The 21,682-nt window shown below is 56.4% G+C and carries 24 protein-coding genes and 1 tRNA gene; 9 read left to right on the top strand and 16 right to left on the bottom strand.

Translation table 11 applies throughout. The features are described from left to right. Nucleotides 1-261: 261 nt before the first annotated feature. From RUESEDTHA_RS16800 to RUESEDTHA_RS16790, 3 genes are all read right to left on the bottom strand, one after another. Complete coding sequence (locus tag RUESEDTHA_RS16800) at nt 262-876, bottom strand: hypothetical protein (protein ID WP_180887852.1); 615 nt, start codon at nt 874-876, stop codon at nt 262-264. Between the two features lie 55 nt (nt 877-931). Then, on the bottom strand, nt 932-1,351 hold the full coding sequence (locus tag RUESEDTHA_RS16795; protein ID WP_180887851.1) for a hypothetical protein: 420 nt from the start codon (nt 1,349-1,351) through the stop codon (nt 932-934). A gap of 243 nt (nt 1,352-1,594) precedes the next feature. Then, entirely contained in the window at nt 1,595-1,894 is a 300-nt protein-coding gene (locus RUESEDTHA_RS16790) for a hypothetical protein (protein ID WP_180887850.1), read from the bottom strand. Between the two features lie 549 nt (nt 1,895-2,443). Here RUESEDTHA_RS16790 and RUESEDTHA_RS16785 point away from each other — a divergent pair. From RUESEDTHA_RS16785 to RUESEDTHA_RS16775, 3 genes are all read left to right on the top strand, one after another. Further along, a complete protein-coding gene (locus tag RUESEDTHA_RS16785) occupies nt 2,444-2,959 on the top strand; it encodes a DUF805 domain-containing protein (protein ID WP_180887849.1) in 516 nt (171 codons plus the stop codon). Nucleotides 2,960-3,032: 73 nt separating this feature from the next. Then, on the top strand, nt 3,033-3,803 hold the full coding sequence (locus RUESEDTHA_RS16780) for a hypothetical protein (protein WP_180887848.1): 771 nt from the start codon (nt 3,033-3,035) through the stop codon (nt 3,801-3,803). Continuing rightward, the gene (locus RUESEDTHA_RS16775) at nt 3,787-4,323 is read left to right on the top strand and encodes a hypothetical protein (protein WP_180887847.1); all 537 of its coding nucleotides are present in this window, start codon (nt 3,787-3,789) and stop codon (nt 4,321-4,323) included. The genes RUESEDTHA_RS16780 and RUESEDTHA_RS16775 overlap by 17 nt, the downstream gene beginning before the upstream one ends. A gap of 466 nt (nt 4,324-4,789) precedes the next feature. Here RUESEDTHA_RS16775 and RUESEDTHA_RS16770 read toward each other — a convergent pair whose 3' ends face one another. The 7 genes from RUESEDTHA_RS16770 to RUESEDTHA_RS16740 all read right to left on the bottom strand — a co-directional run bounded on the left by RUESEDTHA_RS16770 (nt 4,790) and on the right by RUESEDTHA_RS16740 (nt 11,145). After that, nucleotides 4,790-5,209, bottom strand: coding sequence for a hypothetical protein (locus tag RUESEDTHA_RS16770; protein ID WP_180887846.1), 420 nt, complete (start codon nt 5,207-5,209; stop codon nt 4,790-4,792). 184 nt (nt 5,210-5,393) lie between these two features. After that, nucleotides 5,394-6,785 carry an alpha/beta fold hydrolase gene (locus RUESEDTHA_RS16765; protein WP_180887845.1) on the bottom strand — a complete coding sequence of 464 codons (1,392 nt, stop codon included), beginning with the start codon at nt 6,783-6,785 and terminating at the stop codon, nt 5,394-5,396. A 95-nt stretch (nt 6,786-6,880) separates the two neighbouring features. After that, nucleotides 6,881-7,246 carry a cupin gene (locus tag RUESEDTHA_RS16760; RefSeq protein WP_180887844.1) on the bottom strand — a complete coding sequence of 122 codons (366 nt, stop codon included), beginning with the start codon at nt 7,244-7,246 and terminating at the stop codon, nt 6,881-6,883. Nucleotides 7,247-7,294: 48 nt separating this feature from the next. Next, nucleotides 7,295-8,827, bottom strand: a complete 1,533-nt coding sequence (locus tag RUESEDTHA_RS16755; RefSeq protein ID WP_180887843.1) for a phospholipase D family protein — start codon at nt 8,825-8,827, stop codon at nt 7,295-7,297. A 117-nt stretch (nt 8,828-8,944) separates the two neighbouring features. Further along, nucleotides 8,945-9,463 carry a GNAT family N-acetyltransferase gene (locus RUESEDTHA_RS16750; RefSeq protein ID WP_180887842.1) on the bottom strand — a complete coding sequence of 173 codons (519 nt, stop codon included), beginning with the start codon at nt 9,461-9,463 and terminating at the stop codon, nt 8,945-8,947. Further along, the gene (locus RUESEDTHA_RS16745; RefSeq protein ID WP_180887841.1) at nt 9,460-10,014 is read right to left on the bottom strand and encodes a helix-turn-helix transcriptional regulator; all 555 of its coding nucleotides are present in this window, start codon (nt 10,012-10,014) and stop codon (nt 9,460-9,462) included. Before RUESEDTHA_RS16745 ends, RUESEDTHA_RS16750 begins: the two co-directional genes overlap by 4 nt. A 114-nt stretch (nt 10,015-10,128) precedes the next feature. Continuing rightward, the gene (locus RUESEDTHA_RS16740; protein WP_180887840.1) at nt 10,129-11,145 is read right to left on the bottom strand and encodes a Fe(3+) ABC transporter substrate-binding protein; all 1,017 of its coding nucleotides are present in this window, start codon (nt 11,143-11,145) and stop codon (nt 10,129-10,131) included. Nucleotides 11,146-11,396: 251 nt separating this feature from the next. Between RUESEDTHA_RS16740 and RUESEDTHA_RS16735 the strand changes: the two genes are divergently transcribed. Continuing rightward, nucleotides 11,397-11,720: a SemiSWEET transporter gene (locus tag RUESEDTHA_RS16735; protein WP_171126128.1), complete on the top strand. Its 324-nt coding sequence runs from the start codon at nt 11,397-11,399 to the stop codon at nt 11,718-11,720. Between the two features lie 60 nt (nt 11,721-11,780). Here RUESEDTHA_RS16735 and ykgO read toward each other — a convergent pair whose 3' ends face one another. Both ykgO and RUESEDTHA_RS16725 read right to left on the bottom strand, forming a co-directional pair. Then, on the bottom strand, nt 11,781-11,906 hold the full coding sequence (gene ykgO, locus RUESEDTHA_RS16730; protein ID WP_008755722.1) for a type B 50S ribosomal protein L36: 126 nt from the start codon (nt 11,904-11,906) through the stop codon (nt 11,781-11,783). Between the two features lie 91 nt (nt 11,907-11,997). Then, nucleotides 11,998-12,072: transfer RNA gene (locus tag RUESEDTHA_RS16725), tRNA-Val, on the bottom strand. 147 nt (nt 12,073-12,219) lie between these two features. On the opposite strand from RUESEDTHA_RS16725, the gene RUESEDTHA_RS16720 reads away from it, so the two are divergent. Beyond that, complete coding sequence (locus tag RUESEDTHA_RS16720) at nt 12,220-13,080, top strand: N-formylglutamate amidohydrolase (RefSeq protein WP_180887839.1); 861 nt, start codon at nt 12,220-12,222, stop codon at nt 13,078-13,080. Between the two features lie 2 nt (nt 13,081-13,082). On the opposite strand, the gene RUESEDTHA_RS16715 is transcribed toward RUESEDTHA_RS16720, so the two are convergent. Further along, the gene (locus RUESEDTHA_RS16715; protein WP_180887838.1) at nt 13,083-14,336 is read right to left on the bottom strand and encodes a DNA polymerase IV; all 1,254 of its coding nucleotides are present in this window, start codon (nt 14,334-14,336) and stop codon (nt 13,083-13,085) included. Nucleotides 14,337-14,766: 430 nt separating this feature from the next. Beyond that, nucleotides 14,767-15,456 (bottom strand): orotidine-5'-phosphate decarboxylase, encoded by a 690-nt coding sequence (pyrF, locus tag RUESEDTHA_RS16710; RefSeq protein ID WP_180887837.1) that lies wholly within the window; start codon nt 15,454-15,456, stop codon nt 14,767-14,769. 141 nt (nt 15,457-15,597) lie between these two features. On the opposite strand from pyrF, the gene RUESEDTHA_RS16705 reads away from it, so the two are divergent. Together RUESEDTHA_RS16705 and clpB are read left to right on the top strand one after the other, a co-directional pair. After that, entirely contained in the window at nt 15,598-15,930 is a 333-nt protein-coding gene (locus tag RUESEDTHA_RS16705; protein WP_255431794.1) for a hypothetical protein, read from the top strand. A gap of 125 nt (nt 15,931-16,055) precedes the next feature. Next, on the top strand, nt 16,056-18,674 hold the full coding sequence (gene clpB / locus RUESEDTHA_RS16700) for an ATP-dependent chaperone ClpB (protein WP_180887836.1): 2,619 nt from the start codon (nt 16,056-16,058) through the stop codon (nt 18,672-18,674). A 166-nt stretch (nt 18,675-18,840) separates the two neighbouring features. On the opposite strand, the gene RUESEDTHA_RS20920 is transcribed toward clpB, so the two are convergent. Next, nucleotides 18,841-19,002, bottom strand: a complete 162-nt coding sequence (locus RUESEDTHA_RS20920; RefSeq protein ID WP_255431793.1) for a cyclase family protein — start codon at nt 19,000-19,002, stop codon at nt 18,841-18,843. Nucleotides 19,003-19,320: 318 nt separating this feature from the next. Further along, the gene (locus tag RUESEDTHA_RS16690; protein ID WP_171126118.1) at nt 19,321-19,512 is read right to left on the bottom strand and encodes a hypothetical protein; all 192 of its coding nucleotides are present in this window, start codon (nt 19,510-19,512) and stop codon (nt 19,321-19,323) included. Between the two features lie 383 nt (nt 19,513-19,895). Between RUESEDTHA_RS16690 and msrP the strand changes: the two genes are divergently transcribed. Together msrP and msrQ are read left to right on the top strand one after the other, a co-directional pair. Then, the gene (gene msrP, locus RUESEDTHA_RS16685; RefSeq protein ID WP_180887835.1) at nt 19,896-20,798 is read left to right on the top strand and encodes a protein-methionine-sulfoxide reductase catalytic subunit MsrP; all 903 of its coding nucleotides are present in this window, start codon (nt 19,896-19,898) and stop codon (nt 20,796-20,798) included. A gap of 4 nt (nt 20,799-20,802) precedes the next feature. Then, nucleotides 20,803-21,417, top strand: a complete 615-nt coding sequence (gene msrQ / locus RUESEDTHA_RS16680) for a protein-methionine-sulfoxide reductase heme-binding subunit MsrQ (protein ID WP_180887834.1) — start codon at nt 20,803-20,805, stop codon at nt 21,415-21,417. Nucleotides 21,418-21,682: the final 265 nt, after the last annotated feature.

Genomic DNA, 21,682 nt, shown 5'->3' with positions numbered 1-21,682 from the left:
GAGGTCAGCCCTTCGCTGCGGACGAGTTCAAATCCGAGACTCTGGATGCCCATTTCAGCTTGGCCCGCTCTTGCCCCTTCAAATGACGAAAGATCGCTAGAGCTGCCCACAGTTGGTGCACTCGCATCCACTGATCCACCACTGTCGTCGCATGCTGCAAGCGCAGTAATACACGCTGTGCCGATCACCAATAGGACCTTGGGTTTCATCTGTTTTTCCTTCGCTTTTTGGACTTGCGTTCCAGGGTTTCTGATTGATCACCTATTCAATTCCGAAAATTACGTTGTAGCCGACGGAAGAGTTGCTGCGATTGATGACCTCCACAACATGATCACCAGATTGCCAAAGCTGTCCTCGATACTCCTTGTCCGCCGACATCAATCCCAACAGTTCAGAACCATCGGGGTTGCGAATAACGTAGTCCAAGGAGCCATTTCGCGGAGCAACGCGAACGCAGAGGAACTGTTCGTTTTTGGCACCCAGAACGTATTGATGCGACGCTCCGGGCGCGAGTTCACCAACAAGTTCTGCGCCAGTGGAACCAGAATCAAATTTGACACGTTGGCTACCAGTAGACCCGGCGGCGCCTGCCATGGCTCCACTGCCATCATCCATCGCTTCGACAACCGACATCTCGCCGATGCTTCCATCCTTGTACGCGATGCAGCGCCAAAGTGTTCCACCTGCATCTCGCAGCATGACGAGCGTGCCCGCTTCTGAGAACTCTGAGCTTTCAATCGTACCGGACTGACCGTCTGGTCCACCAACCTGCCGCAAATGGTCGATACACGCGTCGTCGGCTTCTGACATTGCAAAGGCAGCTGCGCCCGCGATTGCGAACATGGGCGTGAGGAGTTTGAATAAAACGAGTTTCATCAGATGGTTCCCTGTTGGCTTGTCCTTAGAGATTTGTTCCTTACAAAGCGAAACCTCACTTCGCTTCTCGTAACTTTGACAGAAATTCATCGCACGCCTGTGCGCTGCCGACGATCTCGCCCGTCGTTTCAATTCCTTGCAGTGACGCCATTTCGGAGTTTACGCGGTTGAGGATCTGATCCGCTTGCTCGGCGGTGATAAGGTTCTCAGCTTGTGCTCCTTTCAATGTGGTGCAGACACCGGCGGACAAGCCTGTCGCAACGCCGACACCCACTGCGGCCCCGCCACCCAAGGTCATCGCCCCAACCACGCCGAGGACGAGCCCGATCACAATACCCAAGATCATTTTTCCCATGTTTTCCTCCCTTTTGGTGAGAAAGTGTTCAGCCACCACTACTGGCGCAATCTGCGTGCCCATCTGGAAATCAAAACCAGCGCTAACAGGTTGAGCGCCGGTGCAATCGCCGCGAACCACGGCTTGGCGGACTCCGAAACTAAGTCCGCAACAAATATCCAAGGTAGTCCCAACGGCAGTAGGAACACTCCGGACAAAGGGTCTCGTTCCTGTCCAAACCAGCCAAATGTACCCGTCAAAAACGCAACCAACGCCAACAGGTACAGGACCGCGAATACGATGGTGGTTATTCTACAAACCAAGTCGAGCCTCAGCAGATCAAGCCAGTGCTGCGCAGCCGTTATCGGCTACGCATCAGACTGCTTACAATGCGCCTTCGTCGCCCAGGAACTCGATACCAGCTGTCGCGCCATCACTGTAAGCAATGCAATTCCAAGGAGCACGATCCTCGCCAACGCCGACAGTGACTTGTGTTCCCGCCTCGCTAAACGCGGATGAGAGTACTACGACTTGCGAGTTGTTCGTCGCGCTGGCTACATCTCGCAAACACGCCTGCTGAGCCGGCGTGAGCTCGGCGGACGCGCTTGATGTACTCGTATCGTCGCAGGCCGCAAGCAGTGCGAAACATGTCGCGCCTGCAATCATCACCATCTTGTCAGACATTTTCTTCTCCCTCTGGTTCCCTTGAAATTAGTGAAATTGGATGGCTTGTTGGAAGTTCTCGCGTCAGAGCAGGCTATGAAACATACTTCGGCCCTGTAACTTCCCTTCCCAATAACTTGTCGCGGGGGGCGGAGCGATATTACTTTGACAACCGAAACCGCCGACAACGTGTGAAGGCTGAATGACGACACTGGCATAAGCTCGAGCGAATTCTGGAGGGAGGCCGAGTACACTAAGTCTAAGCATCGCGTCCTCCCAACGCTCAATCATTGTAAAGTGCCTTCCGACCGCCAGCACTCACTCCAGCAGTTGGAAGGGCCGGCACAGCGAGCAGCAACGACAACAACGGGGGTAACGTAAGCTTATGTCGAATTCGCATGTTTGAATCTAATTTTTAATAAATCAATATTTTTTCCGCGCGTAAATTTCTCTACGCTCTCGTACGATAGGCCTCTGCGTTCAAACAAAAAAGTAAGTGGGAGCTGCGAGTGTGTTCCCCTGAGCGGCGAAGCGTTTGAGGCCGCAAAGAAACAATTAAGGGATTGAAAGATGGGATTTGGTGAAGCCGTTAAGACGTGTTTCTCGAAATACTTCCAGTTCTCCGGTCGGGCCATACGCTCAGAATACTGGTGGTTCTTCTTGTTTGTGGTTCTCATGAGTGCTGCTTTAGCTGTGCTGGATACGATCATATTCGGGACCAACCCCGAAACAGGGCAGGGATCTCGGGTTCTGTCCTCTGTTTTCCAACTGGCTGTTCTCGTACCTATGCTGGCCGCCGGTTGGCGAAGGCTGCATGATACAGGACGACCTGGCTGGTATTTGCTGCTGCCGATGGCGCTCAGCATTACAACGCTTTTTGTTATGCTGGGTGGGGTAGCGTTCTTTTCGGTATTGGAGCAAGGGACCGAAAACCCCGATGCATTGCGAGGACCAGCGGCAGTCCTGGGCGTGACCGGTATTGTTGTTGTCTCAATTCTTCAATTGGTTCTGTCCGTCCTGATGATCTGGTGGCTGACACGACCTTCTCAAGAAGGCGCAAACGAATACGGCGAACCTGTTTTCTGACCTGGCTGTCCGGGCAATTGGCCGGAATCTCTGCCGAATGACAGTGCGAACCGTAACTCAATGGAGAGAAAAAATGAGCTTAAAAACCATTTCCATTGGAATGCTACTGATGGCAGGAGCGACCACAGCATCAGCGGAGTGGTCGTTCAACTCCGGGCCTAATCCCAATGCATTTATTCAGACAGGAAACATGACCCTGGAGCTTCAGTGTAACCGTATCCGCTTTGCTCCGGCTGGATATGAGGACAGCCGGGACATTGTGGAGAAGCAAGGGCTCTCCATTCGTTTTTTGAAGAACGGCACCACCGAAGTTGGGGCATTTCAGGTTGGCGCAGAAAACGCTGCCGTGCAAATCGTCGACAATTATCCGGTCGAGGTCAGCTTCAACAGTCAGCAGGACTATGGTTTTGTACTAGACCAGCTTGCGGCCAATGCATCGGTAAACTTGTCGATGGTTGATCAAGATATCAGCTATGGAATCTTTGACTTAAAAGGTTCCGGCGCGGCAATTCGGTCCCTTCGTTCCGCGTGCGATTCAGATGATGGTCAGGGGGCCTCCTACGAAGCACCCGAAGGCATCGTCTATTGTGGTGGCGGGGCGATAGAGCGCGTGATCGAACCCGTAATTTTGGACAATCCAGAGGGGGAGTGGGACGCGCGAGTGACGGTCAACGGCGAGTCGATCAGAGCCATGACCGCCTACAGCTACTTCGGAAACTCTGAGCCGCCGACCGGATTTTTCGTCGCCCTGCTTGGGGAAGACAGGTCCGAGTTTCTGATTTTTAGCGACGGCTCGGAAAACTGGCTGGAATATGGGGACTACAGGTATGATCAGTGCAATTGATACCTCCTGCCTACCAGCTTTCCAAATAGCGCGTCAGATGAAATGTTTGGTCGCCGGGATTGTGCTTGCTTCGGGCCTTGTTTGGACCTCACCAGCTGTTGCGGCTGATGTTTCGCAACTTCCGCCCGGTTTGCGGGCAAAGGTTGATCTGGCGGAACAGGCCTGCGGGGAGTTCAACGACGGTCAGTTTGACATAGCCTGGGGTGCGGTTGAGAGGGTCGATCTCGACGGAGATCTTCAACACGACTGGGTTCTGAATGAGTCTGGATTCGCGTGTTCAAGCGCCGCATCTCTTTATTGCGGTACTGGCGGATGCATGTCGCACTTTTGGATTAGTGAAGAGGTGCACTCCTTGCTTAACCAAGGCTGGACGGTCGTTGATTTTGGGCGTCAACGCGTTGTTGTGGCAGATATTCATGGATCCAATTGCGATGGAATAAACCCGACGCCTTGCGTCACCGCCAGTGCTTGGGATGCGGACGCTAAGACGTGGCGCTCGTCTGCTGGCGATTGGGAATAAGTTGCATTTGAGAATTGCAGATAAGCCATAGGAGCTGGTTTGTTCGATGGGTTCTCTGTGGCACGCAAACTTATGGGCAAATCGTGCAAAGTTATGCGCAAATACCGCGCAGAGTTATGGACAAGCTTCCAAGATTTTCTTCAATGAAATCAATGTTGGGAATGCATCGTTATGAGCGTCCCTACAAATTTTTAAGCAATGGAATTCCAGATCCTCTTGTCCGCCGGCTGTGGCCTGCAGCCCCGTGACTTCGAAGCTGTCATCCTCCAATACGGTCAGGTCCTCGCTCCGATCTAAACCTCGTTCGGGAGGCTTTTGGGTATGGTCGAAGCTCACCTGCTTGCGGGCTTATATACGGTCGCGTTGGCAGCCGTCATTCCGCGAGTTGCGCATCGAAACAGCCAAAGCACGACGGCTTAGCGTGAATATACGGCTAAAAGCTGCGTTCTGAGAGGTGGGCCACAGCTTACTCGCGCGGAACGCCTTTGGTGCGTCCGGCGGCGTCGATCACGCGTTCGTCTCCCGCTCTTATGCATTGTGCCGGGAATTGGCCCCCGAGTTCCTTTCTGGGGGATGTCATCCAATAAGCCCGTTGCCAGGGCGTCATTTCACAGGGCAGCGCCTTGAGGACTTTTTCCATCAGGGGCAATGGGGTCCCGTCCTCGGCGAACTGAAACGAGGGGAAAGCATCCGTCCCGTCATGAGGTACGGACATTATTTTTCCCGTTCTCTTCCAGATATCTCCGATCCTCGTGATCTGCCAGGATCCGTTCTTCCATTGCGCATGAACCGATGCGTCATCCAGCAAAGGGTATTTCTGCGCGAACTCGTTTCTTTGAACGTCAGTGGTGGCGCTGCAATGCGCGCCAATATGCGAAGGGTACATCTATCAACTCATAAAACTCATTAAACATTCTTGGATCATAATGCCCGAAAGTGATTCCCGGCAAAATGAAACTGATCACTCAGCAGACTCAATTTCTTGGCGTGGCGCGGGAACACAGTTTGATCGGGCGCCCAACGCAGCACCCTGACAACAGGTTAAGTCTTTGGCGCGTTCGAATTGGGCCCTAGCTGCCGTGTTCTTTCAGAAAGGGTCCGATTTCCTGAAAGAACTCATTAAATCCCGCATGACCCCGGATCATGCAATGGTTCGAACCGGGAAGTTCGACGAACTCCGCTGTGGGAATTTCACGCGCAGTTTCGCGGCCTTCGCTGATTGGGGCGGCCAAATCGCCCTTTGCGTGCAGGACCAGCGTTGGGACACGAATGCCCTGCGCATCGGCGCGCGCATCTACATGGGCGTTCATTTCCATGATGCGAAGCGCCGTTTCAGGGCTGGCGGAAATGCGTTGCATTTCATCAAAGCTGGCCCCTTCTTCCGGCGTGGCATCAGGCATATAGCATGACGTAAAGAAGTGGCGGTAAACCGGATTGGGTGACCCCCAGCCGGTCGATACCATGGCGCGTGACGCTTCGTAGAATTGCTCGGCCTCTGCGTCACCGCGCGACATGCGCCCTCGGACGTAACCTCCGAGGAGGACAAGGAATTTGACTCGCTCGGGGTATTTTGTGGCAAATCGGACGGAAAACGCCGATCCCTGACTGATCCCCAACAGCCCGAAACGCTCCAGCCCGGCGGCGTCGGCAACGGCGACCATGTCATCAATCATCCGGTCCTCGGATATGTCGTCAACGTCCCAATCGGACAGGCCATTGCCTCGCTGGTCGAAACGAACCAGTTGGCACAGTTTCGACATCTCGGACAGGAAATCGCCCCAGACCGGGCTGGTCCATTCGTATTCGATGTGGTTGAGCCAGTTCGGAGCCTTCAGTACAGGCGTTCCCTGTCCGGTGCTTGCCCATGCAAGGTTGACCCCGTCCTGTGACCGGCAAAACTTGACGCGCTGCTGCAGCGAGATGTCAGGCGCTTTTCGTTGCCGGGGTGCTTGTGGCGACCAGTGCCAGACACGGATCGGACGGCTGATATTCTTAACGCGCTGGCCGCCCATGTCGCGAAACGGGGCATCGACCCTGTCTTGGACGGCTTGATGCACGATATCGGAAACGCAGACACCGCCCGGTTCCGCAAGACCTTCCAGCCGCGCGGCCACGTTCACCCCGTCGCCGAATATATCACCGTCATCGAAAATGACGTCGCCCAGATTGATACCGACGCGAAACCGAATTCTCTGATCGTCCTCCAGTTCGGTTTCGTTTTGGTTCATAGCTTTCTGGATGTTGACGGCACATTTGACCGCGTCTTGCACAGACTCGAATGTGGCAAGCATACCGTCACCTGTGGTTTTCACGATACTGCCACGGCTGCGTGCGATTTCGGGGTCGATCAATTCCCGGCGATATTTTTTTTGACGGGTCAGAACGCCCAGTTCGTCAAATTCCATTAGCCGCGAGTAACCCACCATATCGGCGGCAAGGATGGCCGAAAGCCGCTGTTCCATATCCGTCTCCTCCAGAACGCCCGCGAGAAGGTGCAATTCATCGGGGCCAGTATACCCGAAATCTGCCCGCGCGGGGTTTTGATTGAGGTAGAGAGCTATCCGTACTGGATAATGACGGCTTCAAAATCGTCGGCGCTGGTGACAACGGTGTGGTGACCTTTGCCGTGGGTATCTTCCATATGCCAAACGTCCCCCGGACCCACATCGCGCATGTCGCCATCGCTTGCGGTGACCCGCACAGACCCGGACAGGCAGACAAGTTTCTGCGCGACAGGCGTTGGGTGAACGGGTTCGTCCCACCCGGATTGCAACCGCAGAAACATGAATTGAGTGGCAGGCTCGGGGTCAGATATTTCGATGGCTTTGGCGGGCGGGGCAAAGCTGCGTTCACGCAGCGGAACGTCGATGTCGGTCCAATGGCTTTCCCCGTCGGCGTCGGCATACAGCTTGAAATACTTCATGGCCTTGCTCCTTCCTGAAGTGGGCTAGCGTGCCGGGTCGTTCTTTCCCTAAAGCTGTGATCCGATGGGCAGAACCGCAAAGAAACCGGCCAGAATATGATCCCAAACGGACCCGGTTGGTTCCGCATCATATTCCGCTATGGTGCCGTCCTCGTTCTGGGTGGTCCACTTCAACTGACCGGCCCTTTCGAGTGTGACGCTGTAGGTATAAGCCGGCAAAGCATTATCAAGCGCGGCCATAGTCTGCGTGGTCAGCGCAGGCGAGTCGATCAAGATACCCATTTCTGTGTTGATATTGACCGATCGCGGATCCCAGTTGAATGACCCCACGAATAGGTAACGGTCATCAACAGCAAACGCTTTGGAATGCAGGCCCGAACGCGATTGCGCCCAGTTTATGCCCCGCCGTTGAACCTGATAGGCGTCGGGGCGCAGCTCATAAAGTTCGACCCCGCCGCGCAACAGGGCGCGGCGTTTCTTGGCATAGTGGGCATAGACCGGGGCCACATCGTTGGAGGCCAGCGAATTGGTCACGACCTTCACCTCGACGCCGCGGTTTTCCATCTCGGTCATCCACCTGACGCCATTGGTGCGCGGCACGAAATAGGCCGAGATGATGTTCACTTCCCTTTCAGCATCTTCAAAATAAGGTAGCAGTTGCGAGGCAAGAATGGGGTCCGCGCTGTCTGCACCGGCCGCTTTGGACGGCGGGTCGGCGTAAAGCTGTGCGGGAACCCAATCCAGCCTCAGTGCCCCATCTGCAAAGTTTTCTTTCGCTGATCTGCGCAAGGCTGATCCATAAGGCGTCGGCTTTGCCTCCTCCACAAGCTCGGTCAGGCGGATACGGGCGTCGCTTAACGAGATGGTTTCGGGGTCTTCGATGACAACGCTCGCTGGGACGGCAAACTCGCTGTTCCAGTAGGAATCAAAGCTGTCCGAGACCTGACGCACGACAGGGCCTGTCGCCAGCACATCAAGGTCTGCATAGTTCATTTCTTTGCGGGCCAGAAAGTACTCGGAGCCGATATTGCGACCACCTACGATGGTAAACACATTGTCGGCCGTCATCGACTTGTTGTGCATGCGGCGGTTGATGCGTTTGAAGTCGGTCAGTCCGGCGACCAGCAGGCTTTGATCGCGCCAGAATGGGTTGAAAAGGCGGATCTCGATATTCTCGTGCTTGTCCAACGCGGCTGTCATCGCATCATAGCTGGACGTGTCCATATCATCCAGCAGCAGTCGGACCCGAACTCCTCGGTCGGCGGCCTGCAGCAGGCTGGCGGCAAACAGGTGCCCCGTCGTGTCGTTGTGCAGAAGGTAATACTGCGCGTCGATCGTCTGTTCCGCTGCGGCGGCAAGCAAAAGGCGCGATACAAGCGCCTCTTCTCCGTCACTGATGAGCTTGACGCCGGACCGGCCGTCCCTTGGGTCGCCCAGTCTTTGCGCCGTTTGTGACAAGCCGCTGTTCGGGCGAGCCGAAACCGAAGTTGTTACGGTCTTTTCATATGATCGTTGCGTCTGCGCACAGGCGGCCAGAACCACGGCGCACATAAACAGACCCCCAATCAATCGCGGCTTCATGCAGCTTCTCCAACCATCCTGTTGATAGTGACACCGCGAAGCGGAGGTGTTGCAAGCCTGTTCCGGTTGTTGCCCGGCGTTTCTGGTGCCGTTGTCGCCTAGGCGCAATGCCTAGGTTTAGGACAGGTCCTTGAACATATAGGTTGTCGGCTCTAACCGGTTTTCGAACGGGTTCCGGCAATAATTCGGTATTTCCCCGGCGATCTGAAAGCCAAGGGATTGATAGAGGATAAGCGACGGGTCCGTGCTGCGCGTATCCAGAACCAGCATCGTTCGACCCAGTTGTCGCGCCCGTTCCTCAAGGGCGGTCATCAATGCGCGACCCAGCCCTTTGCGCTGGGCTTTAGGGTGAACCAACAGCTTGGCCACATCTGCCCTGTGTGGCTGGTTTGGCATGGTCGCGGGTATCAGTTGCACGGTCCCGACAATCCGGCCCGCGTCCCGTGCGGCGAACATGTCCAAGGCACCCGATTGCGCGCTGGGCCACACGTGCGTTCGCCAATACTCGCGTGCCTCATCCGGTGAAAAGGGCAGGACGAATCCAACGCTGGCACCATTCTGCACGCAGGTATGTAGGATGTCGGACAAATCGTCCAACGCATAGTCGAGCTCACTTTCCACAAGCCGTGAAATCATATCAGCACCAATAAATATCGCGCACCTCGGGTCGCAGGCGTTTCAAATCGCGTGGGGCCGGACAGGTGATACCGCAGGCAGTCCCCCCCGGTGAGCGTATGTGCAACGCCATCCACGCTCAGGGTCAGGGCACCATCAAGAAGGATCAGGTGATGTTCCTGCCCGGGTTTGGGCGGCGTGTCATAAGTGATCTCGGTGTCGGGTGGTAGGTGCCCCTCCAGCACTTCGCCACTTAGCCCAGCGGCCGGAGGCGAGACAGACCGGCGCGTAAACCCGGTGTCCGGATCACGCCATTCCGGTTGACTTTCAAATGGCACGCGAGGTTCAAAACTGTCCTCGACCATCATCAGCAGGCGCGACATCGGCAAGCCGTAGGCGGCGCAAATCCGGCCAAGCGTTTCTGCAGAGGGGCTGACATCACCCTTTTCCATGCGGGACAGCGTTGCCCGGCTGACCCCGCTTTGATCTGCCAATTGGTCCAGCGATAAACCCCGCGCGCGGCGCAGCTCATTCAGCCTGTTGGCGAGGCGATGCGATATGTCATGCATCATTGTCAAAAGTGAGAAAAATTTTCATATATGAGAAGTATGCGAAAAACACATCTAAAATCAACAAAAAAGGGCGCAGAATTCTCTGCGCCCAGGTTCGTGACTTTGTTGGGTTGATTACTTCCAACCAACTTCGTTGAAGATTTTCTGCGCCTCGGGGATGTTCTTGGCGACTTCGGACAGGTTCACCTTGTCTGCCTTGAACGCGCCCAGCGATGCGACGTTGTCGGCCAGCGCCACACCTTCCACGGCGGGGAATTCATCATTGCCGTTCGAGAAATAAACCTGCGCTTGCTCACCGGCGAGATATTCCAGGAACTTTACCGCGTTCTCTTTGTTCGGCGCATGGGCCGCGACGCCTGCGCCCGACAGGTTCATATGCGCGCCCTCGGCGTCCTGTGCGGGGAACTGCACGCCGATCATGTCGATATCTGCGCTCAGGCCCTTCACATCTTTACGCAGCGCGCGGGCGAAGTAGTACGAGTTGGAAACGGCGATCTCACATTCACCCGAGACGATCCCGCGTAGCTGGTCGGTATCACCGCCCTGCGGTTCGCGTGCCATGTTTGAGACAACGCCTTCGGCCCATGATTTTGCGGCCTCGGCACCGTGATTGGTGATGATCGACGCCAGCAGGGTCTGGTTGTAGGTGTTGCTGGACGACCGGATGCAGACCAGACCTTTGTATTCCGGCTTGGCCAGATCCAGATAGCTGGCAGGAGGGTTTGCGACATCGGCCTTGTCATAGAAGATGATCCGCGCACGCTGCGAGAAGCCGTACCACTGGTTGTCTTCGTCCTGGAGGTTGGCCGGGATGCGTTCTTCCAGAACCGCGCTGTCGATCGGTTGCAGGATGCCGGCGTTCTTGGCGCGGGCCAGGCGCGAGGTATCCACAGTCAGCAGGATATCGGCGGGTGAGTTCGCGCCTTCGGCCTCCATACGGGCGATCAGCTCATCGGCCTTGCCTTCGATACGGTTGATGGTGATGCCGGTGGCGTCTTCGAAATCGGAATAGAGGCGCTCGTCGGTGTCGTAATGGCGCGAGGAATAAAGGTTCAGTTCCCCCTCGGCCACGGCGGAGGTTGAAATCAGGGCCGTCAGAGCGGCGGCAACGCATGTAGAGGATTTCAGCATCATATGTCCCAACAGTGAAATTTCGTGCCGGGCTGTAACCCGACTGATTTGGTCAATTAAACGATTCTCAGAGGGATGCAAGATAATCTGACAAATTTACTTGGGAAAATGATCGCTGATACGGGAATTTACCGTGCCCGGGTTCTTCGTTTTTCTTGGTGGCGGGCCCGGAAACGGCTAAATTGCCGGGAAGCTTCCGGGCGATGACTGCGGATTGTTTGTATTGAGTGCCATGCGAAAGGACACATCTGATGACGGAAACGCTGGCTGAAAAACTGGAGAAATCAAACCTCGGCCACTGGATGGCCCGGTTCGAGGGATTCATGGTTTTCATTGGCGTCGTCGGTCCGTTTGCAACGCTGCCGCAACTCATGAAGCTGTATTTTACGCATTCCCAGCATGCAAGCGGTCAGTCCCTGTTGTCATGGTCTCTTTACGCCGTGCTTTCGATGCTGTGGTTTTTCTACGGTCTGGTTGTTGGAAAATTACCGATCTATGTGGGCAACGGAATCTCGATGGTACTCAACATTCTGATGGTCATCGGTATCTTGATCCATGCAGGGATCACTTTCTGACCTGCCAATAAAAAAACCGCGCTCGGAGGCGCGGTTTTCTCTATTCGAATTAAGCGGTTCTTAGCCCTGGCGAGCTTTGAACTTGCGCTGCGTCTTGTTGATCACGTAGACGCGGCCTTTGCGACGCACAATCCGGCAATCACGGTGCCGGTTCTTGAGCGAGCGGAGCGAGTTCTTGACCTTCATGGGTCTGTCTCCAATCTGCGGCGCCTTCATCAAAGACGTGGCCAGCGCCTGGGTTAATCGGGTGCCCCGGAAAACCGGGACAGTGAAATCATGGTGGGCGGTACAAGGATCGAACTTGTGACCCCTTCGATGTCAACGAAGTGCTCTACCGCTGAGCTAACCGCCCACTTACCTTTGCGTGCCCTGCCCCATAACGAAATGGGGCGCGGAACCCCGCGCCGGTAGCGGGGTCTATAAAAGGAGTCGCAAAGGGGTTCAAGGGGTTTGGAAGAACTATTTTCCGGTCTATGTTGGGCGCGAACAAGGAGTCGTTATGCAGAACACAGCCTATGTATTGGATTTGCCCGCCAAGCGCACGTCTTGTGTTGTGTTTTCCTCTCCTCATAGCGGTCGGAATTACCCGCAATCGTTGCTGCAGCGGACGGTTCTGAGCCGGGATGTGATTCGATCCTCGGAAGATGCCTTTGTGGATCAGTTGTTTTCGCCCGCAGCCGAATGCGGCGCACCGCTGATCTCGGCGACCAAGCCCCGCGCCTATCTGGACCTCAACCGCAGTGCCGAAGAGCTGGACCCGGCTTTGATCGAAGGCGCGCGCCGTCAGGGTCACAATCCTCGGGTTACATCGGGGTTGGGTGTGATTCCACGCGTCGTTGCGAATGGGCGCGCGATTTATCGTGGCAAGTTGACGATGGATGAAGCGCGCCTGCGTATCGACACTTGTTGGCGCCCATATCATGCGCGCCTGAAGTCCTTGCTGAAGGAATCGCTGGATTCTTTTGGACAGGCGATTTTGATCGACTGTCATTCAATGCCGCATGAGGCGGTTGCAATGGCAGGGACCAACAGCACCCGCCGACCACAGATTGTTTTGGGGGATCGGTTTGGGGCGTCTGCCTCGCCCGAGATCGTGGATCGGATCGAAGCGGCGTTTGTCTCAGCCGGGCTGACGGTCGCCCGGAATGCGCCGTTCGCGGGGGCCTATGTTACGCAGACGTATGGTCGGCCCGGACGCAATCAGCACGCAATTCAAATTGAGATCGACCGGTCGCTATATATGGACGAAACGCGGATTACGCCAAACGCCAATTTCGCCCCATTCCGGGACACTCTGCGGCAGGTCATCATGGAAATCTCACAGATCGGCGACGAGTCTGTGCGACTGGCCGCAGAATAGCGTCACCGCAAGGCGCGACCCTTGACGATGGCGTCGGTTCCGAAGCGACGCCGGATTTCGTCCGTGGCGCGTTCGGCCTGCGATCGCTGGGATGCGCCCGGATCCAACAAGTCGCCCGAGATATCAGCCTGATCTTCAGAGCAGAGATCGGAAATGCCACATCCCAACAAGCGATACGGACCTTGATCGCCCACCTGATCGAACAGCCCACGCGCGGTGCGGTAAATACGATCCGCGATCTGAGTTGCGTCCCGGAGCGACACGCGCCGGGTTAGTACTTTGTGGTCGGCTTTTTTCAGCTTCAGGGTCACGACGCGCCCCGCCAGCCCTTTGGCTTTGGCCCGGTCAGCCACCTTTTCCGCCATGCGCCACAGGTGGCCATCCAGAATGTCCAAATTGGCCGTATCTTCAAAAAACGTTGTTTCGTTGCTGATGGACTTCATCGGTTCATGCGCGGAAACACGGCGTTTGTCCTGCCCGCGCGCCAGGTGCCAAAGCCGATAACCCATTGACCCAAAGCGCGCGGTCAGCGCCTCTTGGTCCCAGCGCAACAAGTCCGAGAATGCGCGGATACCGGCGCGATCCAGCGACTCTTGCGCGGCGGGGCCGATGCCCCAGATCAGGCGGACGGGCTTGTCGTACAGAAAGGTCGCCGTTTCCGCCTGTCCGATCACAGAGAACCCGCGTGGTTTGTCCAGATCCGAGGCAACCTTTGCCAGGAACTTGTTATGCGACAGCCCGATCGAACCTGTGACGCCCAGTTCATCCTTCATACGCTTTACGAGGCCTGCCAACATTACAGCAGGCGGCGCACCGTGCAGGCGTTCCGTGCCAGACAGGTCCATGAACGCCTCGTCCAAGGACAAGGGTTCGATCACCGGGGTGAGCTCATCCATCATGGCGCGTATCTTGCGCGAAACCTCGGCGTAAACTGACATGCGGGGCTTTATCACGACGGCATCCGGGCAGAGTTGCAGCGCCTTGAACATCGGCATCGCAGACCGCACCCCACGGATGCGGGCAACATAGCAGGCGGTTGACACAACACCGCGTTTGCCCCCGCCGATGATCACCGGCTTATCCGCAAGTTCCGGGTTGTCCCGTTTTTCGACCGAGGCATAGAAAGCATCACAATCCATATGCGCAATCGACAGGTCGAACAGCTCTGGATGCGATTTGATCCGGGGGCTACCACAGGCACCGCATCGGTGAGCATCCGAGGATATGGACAGGCAATCTCGGCAAAAGCCGGGCATCGGGCACTTTCCCCTAAACGTCAGTGCAAATCGGAGGGACACTTATAGCACTCTGTCTCGTCGGGCAAAGCGCGGACAGGTGAAAATCGTGAAAATTGTTTTCGAAAGAAGACCCCCCGCAAGTGGGCGGGGGGAGGTAACGGACCTCAGGAAGATACGGTCCGCGGGGAGTATCACAAGTCTAGAATCGCGCAAAAACCCGCGTTTCGATAGAACCTAGATCACATAACGAATTCTCGTATTTTTCATGTGTGTTTTGGGGCACAGGGACGATTTGGCGCGGAGCGCGGGAAAAGTGACGTAAGGTCAAGTTGTTGTTAGCCGTTTTTGTGCGATTTTCCGGGTGGTTCACGCGGTCCGTGGCCGTGGCTCCAAAGAAATTAACGTGCCAATTTTTTAGTCAGCCCCGGTTGGACTTGGCTTCCTGAGGCTATGAAAGCTCGTTCAGAATCGCGTCAACGGCGGTTTTAGGATCGTCGGCGCGATAGATCGGGCGGCCAACCACGACGTGATCTGCCCCGTCAGCGATGGCGTTTGCGGGGGTGGCCACACGCTTTTGGTCGCCAAGCTCGGCCCCAGCGGGGCGGACACCGGGTGTTACGATCAACCGTCCCTCGGATTCGGGCAGGGCGCGGATCAAAGCAGCCTCTTGCGGGCTTGCGATGACGCCGTCCGCCCCGGCCTCAAGCGCGCGCGCGGCACGTTCAACCACCAGGTCCTGCACGTCGCCGTCTTTCAGCAGGCTCGCATCCAGATCGTCGCGGTTCAGCGAAGTAAGGATCGTGACAGCAAGGATCTTCAGGTCCTTGCCCGCAGCGCCTTCTTTTGCGGCGCGCACTACATGGGGATCTCCATGCACCGTCAGAAAGTCCAGATCGAACTGCGCCAGACCCCGAACGGCATTTTCGACGGTATTGCCGATATCGAACAGTTTCATGTCCAGAAAGATGCGTTTGCCATGATCCTGCTTCAGCTCATTGGCCAGCGCCAGCCCGCCACCGGTTAGCATACCCAGACCGATTTTGTAGAAAGATACCGAGTCACCAAGGCGTTCGGCCATGGCCAGACCCTGCAGCGCATTCGGGACATCGAGGGCAACGATCAGGCGGTCATCGGACATGGGGCGCTCCTTTTTGGCAAACGTCGGCGTCCTACCGGGTTTGGTGGCTTCTGTCCATGCAGGATAGAGGAGTGACTCAGATCACGGCATAGAGTGCTTAATGTGATATCATGCCCCTGAATTGCAGGAGCGGATTTGAGAATGAAACAAAAAATACAACGACTAATCATGCTGGGTTCAGCCCTGGCATTGGCAGCGTGTCAGGACATGCCACTGGAGGAGGAGGCGGCTGACATGGTGATCAAGACCCCGACCAACGATAACCTACGTTTGGTTGGGGGCTATCGCTCGACCGACGACGATTGTCAGTTGACCGGGGAAACGGCCTTTACCATCGACTTCCTGGATGATGCGGCTGATCTTGTGTCTTGCCCGACGGGTAGCGACGCAGCCCAATCGTTGGTTGCAATGTACAACGCGCGGAAAGTGGCCCAGACCGGAGGGTACACGGTTTACACTATACCGCGCAGATAGGGGCTGAATCTGTGTTCAGCCTCTTGAACGGGGGCAGATATTTCCCAGATTGAATGTGAGGCTCTGACCGACGCATGCCGCCAAGCGGGTGCATCAAAACAGGGCGCTTGGAAAAGGAGATTATTATGGACTTGAACAAGTTCACCGAGCGGGCACGGGGTTTCGTGCAAGCGGCGCAGACCATTGCGATGCGGGAAGAGCATCAGCGCCTGACGCCCGAACATTTGCTGAAAGCATTAATGGATGACGATCAGGGACTGGCCAGCAACCTGATCACCCGCGCCGGGGGCGCGCCCAGCCGCGTTGTAAACGCGCTGGACGCATCTATGGCACGCATTCCTAAGGTCAAAGGCGATACCGGGCAGGTCTATCTGGATGGCCAGACCGCCAAGGTTCTGGCTGAGGCCGAAAAGCTTGCCACCAAGGCAGGGGACAGCTTTGTTCCTGTTGAACGCATTCTAATGGCGTTGTGCATGGTGAAATCCAAGGCCAAGGATGCCTTGGAAGATGGCGCTGTGACGGCGCAGAAACTGAACGAAGCGATCAACGACATCCGTAAGGGCCGTACCGCCGACACTGCGTCTGCCGAGGACGGATATGACGCATTGAAGAAGTACGCGCGCGACCTGACCGAGGCTGCGGCTGAGGGCAAGATCGACCCGATCATCGGGCGGGATGAGGAAATCCGACGTTCGATGCAGGTTCTGTCGCGCCGGACCAAGAACAACCCGGTTCTGATCGGTGAGCCCGGCGTGGGTAAAACCGCGATTGCCGAGGGCATGGCCCTGCGTATCGTCAACGGCGATGTGCCGGAATCGCTGAAGGACAAGAAGCTGCTGGCGCTGGATATGGGCGCGCTGATTGCTGGTGCGAAATACCGGGGTGAGTTCGAAGAACGCCTCAAGGCCGTTCTGACCGAAGTCACCGAAGCCGCGGGTGAGATCATCCTGTTCATCGACGAGATGCATACGCTGGTCGGCGCCGGGAAATCCGACGGCGCGATGGATGCGGCCAACCTGATCAAACCCGCTTTGGCGCGGGGTGAGTTGCATTGTATCGGCGCGACCACGCTGGATGAATACCGCAAATACGTTGAAAAAGACGCGGCCCTTGCACGCCGGTTCCAGCCCGTCATGGTGCAGGAGCCCACGGTCGAGGACACGATCAGCATCCTGCGCGGCATCAAGGAGAAGTACGAGTTGCACCACGGTGTGCGCATCTCGGACTCGGCGTTGGTGTCGGCGGCGACGCTGTCGCATCGCTATATCACCGACCGTTTCCTGCCCGACAAAGCCATCGACCTTGTCGATGAGGCGGCGTCGCGTTTGCGGATGGAGGTAGACTCCAAACCCGAGGAGCTGGACCAACTCGACCGTCAGATTCTGCAAATGCAGATCGAGGAAGAGGCGTTGAAGCTTGAGGATGACGCGGCCTCCAAAGACCGTCTGGAAACCTTGCAAAAGGACCTGGCCGATCTGCAGGAGAAATCCGCAGAGATGACCGCGCAATGGCAAGCCGAACGCGACAAGCTGGCCGGTGCGCGTGATCTGAAAGAACAACTCGACAAGGCACGCGCCGATCTGGAGATCGCCAAGCGCGAAGGCAATCTGGCCAAGGCCGGGGAACTCTCCTACGGCGTCATCCCCGAGCTTGAGAAAACGCTGACCGAGGCCGAAAACGCCGAAAGCAACGCCATGATGGCTGAGGAAACCGTGCGTCCGGAACAGATCGCCAGTGTTGTCGAGCGCTGGACCGGAATCCCGACCTCGAAAATGCTGGAGGGTGAGCGCGAGAAGCTGCTGCGGATGGAAGACGATCTGCATTCTCGCGTGATCGGTCAGGATGCCGCCGTGACCGCCGTTGCCAACGCCGTGCGCCGTGCGCGCGCGGGCCTGAACGATGAGAACCGCCCGCTGGGCTCGTTCCTGTTCCTCGGGCCGACCGGCGTGGGTAAGACCGAGCTGACCAAGGCTGTGGCCAACTTCCTCTTTGACGACGACAACGCGATGGTGCGCATCGATATGTCGGAGTTCATGGAGAAACACGCGGTCGCCCGTCTGATCGGGGCCCCTCCGGGCTATGTCGGCTATGACGAAGGCGGTGTGCTGACCGAGGCCGTGCGGCGCAGGCCCTATCAGGTCGTGCTGTTCGATGAGGTCGAAAAGGCGCACCCGGATGTGTTCAACGTGCTGTTGCAGGTTCTGGACGATGGTGTTCTGACCGATGGTCAGGGCCGTGCCGTGGATTTCAAGCAGACGCTGATCATTCTGACGTCGAACCTCGGGTCTCAGGCGCTCAGCCAACTGCCGGAAGGTGCCGACAGTGCGCAGGCACGACGCGATGTGATGGATGCAGTCCGGGCACATTTCAGGCCCGAGTTCCTGAATCGTCTGGACGAGACCATCATCTTTGACCGGCTCAAGCGGGCAGATATGGATGGCATCGTTGATATCCAGATGGCACGTCTGCAAAAACGTCTGGCCGCCCGCAAGATCGAACTGGCGCTGGACGACGGGGCCAAGGAATGGCTGGCGAACGAAGGCTATGATCCGGTTTTCGGCGCACGTCCGTTGAAACGCGTGATTCAGCGAGCGCTGCAGAACCCGCTGGCCGAGGCTTTGTTAGCCGGAGAGATCAAGGATGGTGAGACTGTCCCCGTGACCGCCGGATCGGATGGGCTGATCATTGGGGATCGGCTGGGAACGTCTGAACGACCCAGACCAGATGACGCCGTGGTTCACTGACCTAAAGAACAAGAAAGACCCTCCCGATCGGAGGGTCTTTTTTGTTGCCCGGATCAAAATGCACAAGTTCACTTTTCAGATGGGGTGGGACACGCAGGAATAGGTTGGTTCCATCCCGACTTCTTCAGATCATCGCGAATATCCGCGCAGGCCCGCACCCCCCCCTCTATGTTTCGGCGCACAGTGGTGCGATCAGATCCGATAACGAAATTTCGTCGACGGAAGCCCCGTCAGCCGAAAAACGCAACGGCGCATCAATATGAGTACCCGTATGTTCGTTCACCGACAGGCGTTGCAGGTTGAAACCGTGTTCAGAAAACTTGAACATCGGCTCTGGGGCGTAGCCGGGTTCGCCCACTAGGTGGGAAAGTTGGGGCGTATGGTATGGGTCATGTCTTGGATCTTGCTATGACCCGCGGCCATAGTCATAGGTGTCGACGCGCTGGCGGCTGTTGCAGCCACCCCAGACGCAACCGCCGCTTTGAAAATCAACCTGCATAGCCTTTTGGTGTGAACGTGTCCCCACGGCGACCCAATGTATCTGCTTGTCGGAATGCGCAGCCCCAACAAAAAACCCGCCAGAGAAGGCGGGTTTTTCCAGGGCCGGTTGGGGCTGGTACAGCCCCGTGTTTTGGATCAGGTGCCGTCAGGCGCCGGTCGGCAATGCGTTCAGGTCCTGTGCGTTGTTTTCATCCAGGTTCGTGTCTTCTCCGATTTCCTCGCAGGTCACGGGGAAGGTTTCATTCGAGTCGCACCCGGAGATGGGGTAGGTTTCTTTCTCTGCGCATGCAGCGATAAACAGAACCAGCGACAGGCCCGCAACCAGTTTCGTTTTCATAATTCGTCCTTTCCGATCAAATTTGCCGTTTCATTCAAAGCGCGACCTCAGCGACCGATGTCCATTGGTCGTAAACTCCGTCCCTTCGCGCCTAGAAAAACGTAAGCGCAGGAACTGTGCGCTGTATGGCGTCAATATCAAGCATGACGCTAGGTCCCCTATGTAAACAAAGCGAAAAAAACAAAGCGGAATGGCCTGTATGCGTCACTAGACCCGAAATTTGCAGGTTGTCGGGCGTGATCCGCTATTGGATCATGGCCAAGCCCTCGGTCGGCGGCCGTTTTCGTTACAGTCACTTCTCCCAATCGTGACGCATGTTGCCTTGGTCCTGTGATAAGACCGACCTACCTGTTCCTTAACACTGGCCAATGACGGAGACATAAATGGCGCATCGCTGGACCAACACATTGACGCGGGCAGATATCACCCCGCGGGCGGCCTTCTTGAATCGTCGCCAGGTGATGGCGGGGCTGGCCGGAGTTGGTTTGGCCGGGATGTCGCATAAAGCCAGCGCGCAGGAAGCGCTGGAGCCGAACACTTGGGAAGAAATCACCTCGTACAACAATTATTATGAGTTCGGGACGCGCAAGGATGATCCGGCCAAATATGCCCATTCCCTGGTGACGGAGCCCTGGAGCATCAAAATCGACGGTCTGGTCGACAGACCGGGTGAGTACGACTTCAAGGATGTAATGTCCGAGATGACCGTGGAAGAACGCATCTATCGGTTTCGCTGTGTCGAGGCATGGTCAATGGTCATTCCATGGAATGGATTCGAACTGTCGGATTTGTTGAACATGGCCGGTGTGCAAGAGGGTGCCAAATTCGTGGCGTTCGAGACGGCATACCGTCCGGATGAAATGCCCGGTGTCCAATATCCGGTTCTCGACTGGCCCTATCGTGAGGGGCTGCGGCTGGATGAGGCGATGCATCCGCTTACGATCATGGCAACCGGTATTTATGATCGCCCAATCCCGAACCAGAACGGGGCTCCTTTGCGTCTGGTGGTGCCGTGGAAATACGGGTTCAAGTCCATCAAGTCGATCGTGCGCATTACTCTTTCGGATGTTGAGCCGCCGACCAGTTGGAACATGGCCAATCCGCGCGAATACGGGTTCTATAGCAATGTGAACCCGAACGTAGATCATCCGCGCTGGTCTCAGGCGTCAGAGCGCACCATTGGCGGCGGGCTGTTCTCAAAACGTATTCCGACGCTGATGTTCAACGGCTATGAGGCCGAGGTGGCAGGTCTTTACGACGGCATGGATCTGTCGGAATACTACTAAGCGTATGCAGACCGTGAACCAGATACTCCGCCGGGTGCCTGTATGGGCCGTCTACCTGCTGGGCCTGATCCCGGCACCGTGGCTGTTCTATCAGGGTCTGACCGGAGGGCTGGGTATTGATCCAATCGAGGCGCTGGAGCACCGGTACGGAGAGTTGGCGTTGCAGCTTTTGATCGCAGTGCTTGCTGTTTCTCCACTAAGGCGCTTTGCAGGCCTCAATCTGTTTAAGTTTCGACGTGCACTGGGTGTGCTGACATTTACCTATGTCAGCCTGCACCTGCTGGTGTGGCTTGTTCTGGATGTGCAGCTGCCGAGTCAGATTTGGGCGGACATCCTCAAACGTCCATATATTACGGTGGGCATGGCCGGGTTCTTGTTGCTGTTGCCCTTGGCCCTGTCTTCCAACGATCTGTCGGTACGCCGTTTGGGTTCACGTTGGCGCGTCCTGCAGCGCCTGGTCTATCCGGCTGCGATTTTGGGGGGGTTGCATTACGTGATGCTGGCAAAAGGGTTCCAGATCGAACCGCTGATCTACCTGAGTGCGATTCTGGCCCTTCTGGCCCTGCGTTTGCCCCTGTCGAACCCGTTCAGCCGATTCCGACAAGTCGATTCCGCCTGATCGCTGACTGAGTCTGTGGGTAAGCTTGTGCAAAACCTGAGTCGCACATGAAAACGGTGGCCTGGGGTGTTCGTTTTGTCAGGTGAGTTTTGTACAATAATCTGTAATTAAACAATAAATTATAAATCCTGAGTTTTTTCGAATTTTTCTGAATTTTCCACTTGCGGCTTTGTGGGGTAAACCTTAGAACCCCCTTCACCGGCGCAGCTGAGGTTGTGCTGACGGATCGGAGAGACGGTCGGACGGGCTGGAGAGACAGTTGAGA

Source organism: Ruegeria sp. THAF57 (assembly GCF_903914075.1).
Classification (GTDB): domain Bacteria; phylum Pseudomonadota; class Alphaproteobacteria; order Rhodobacterales; family Rhodobacteraceae; genus Ruegeria.
Note: the sequence above shows the minus strand (reverse complement) of the source record. Positions and strands in the feature narration are given on the sequence as shown.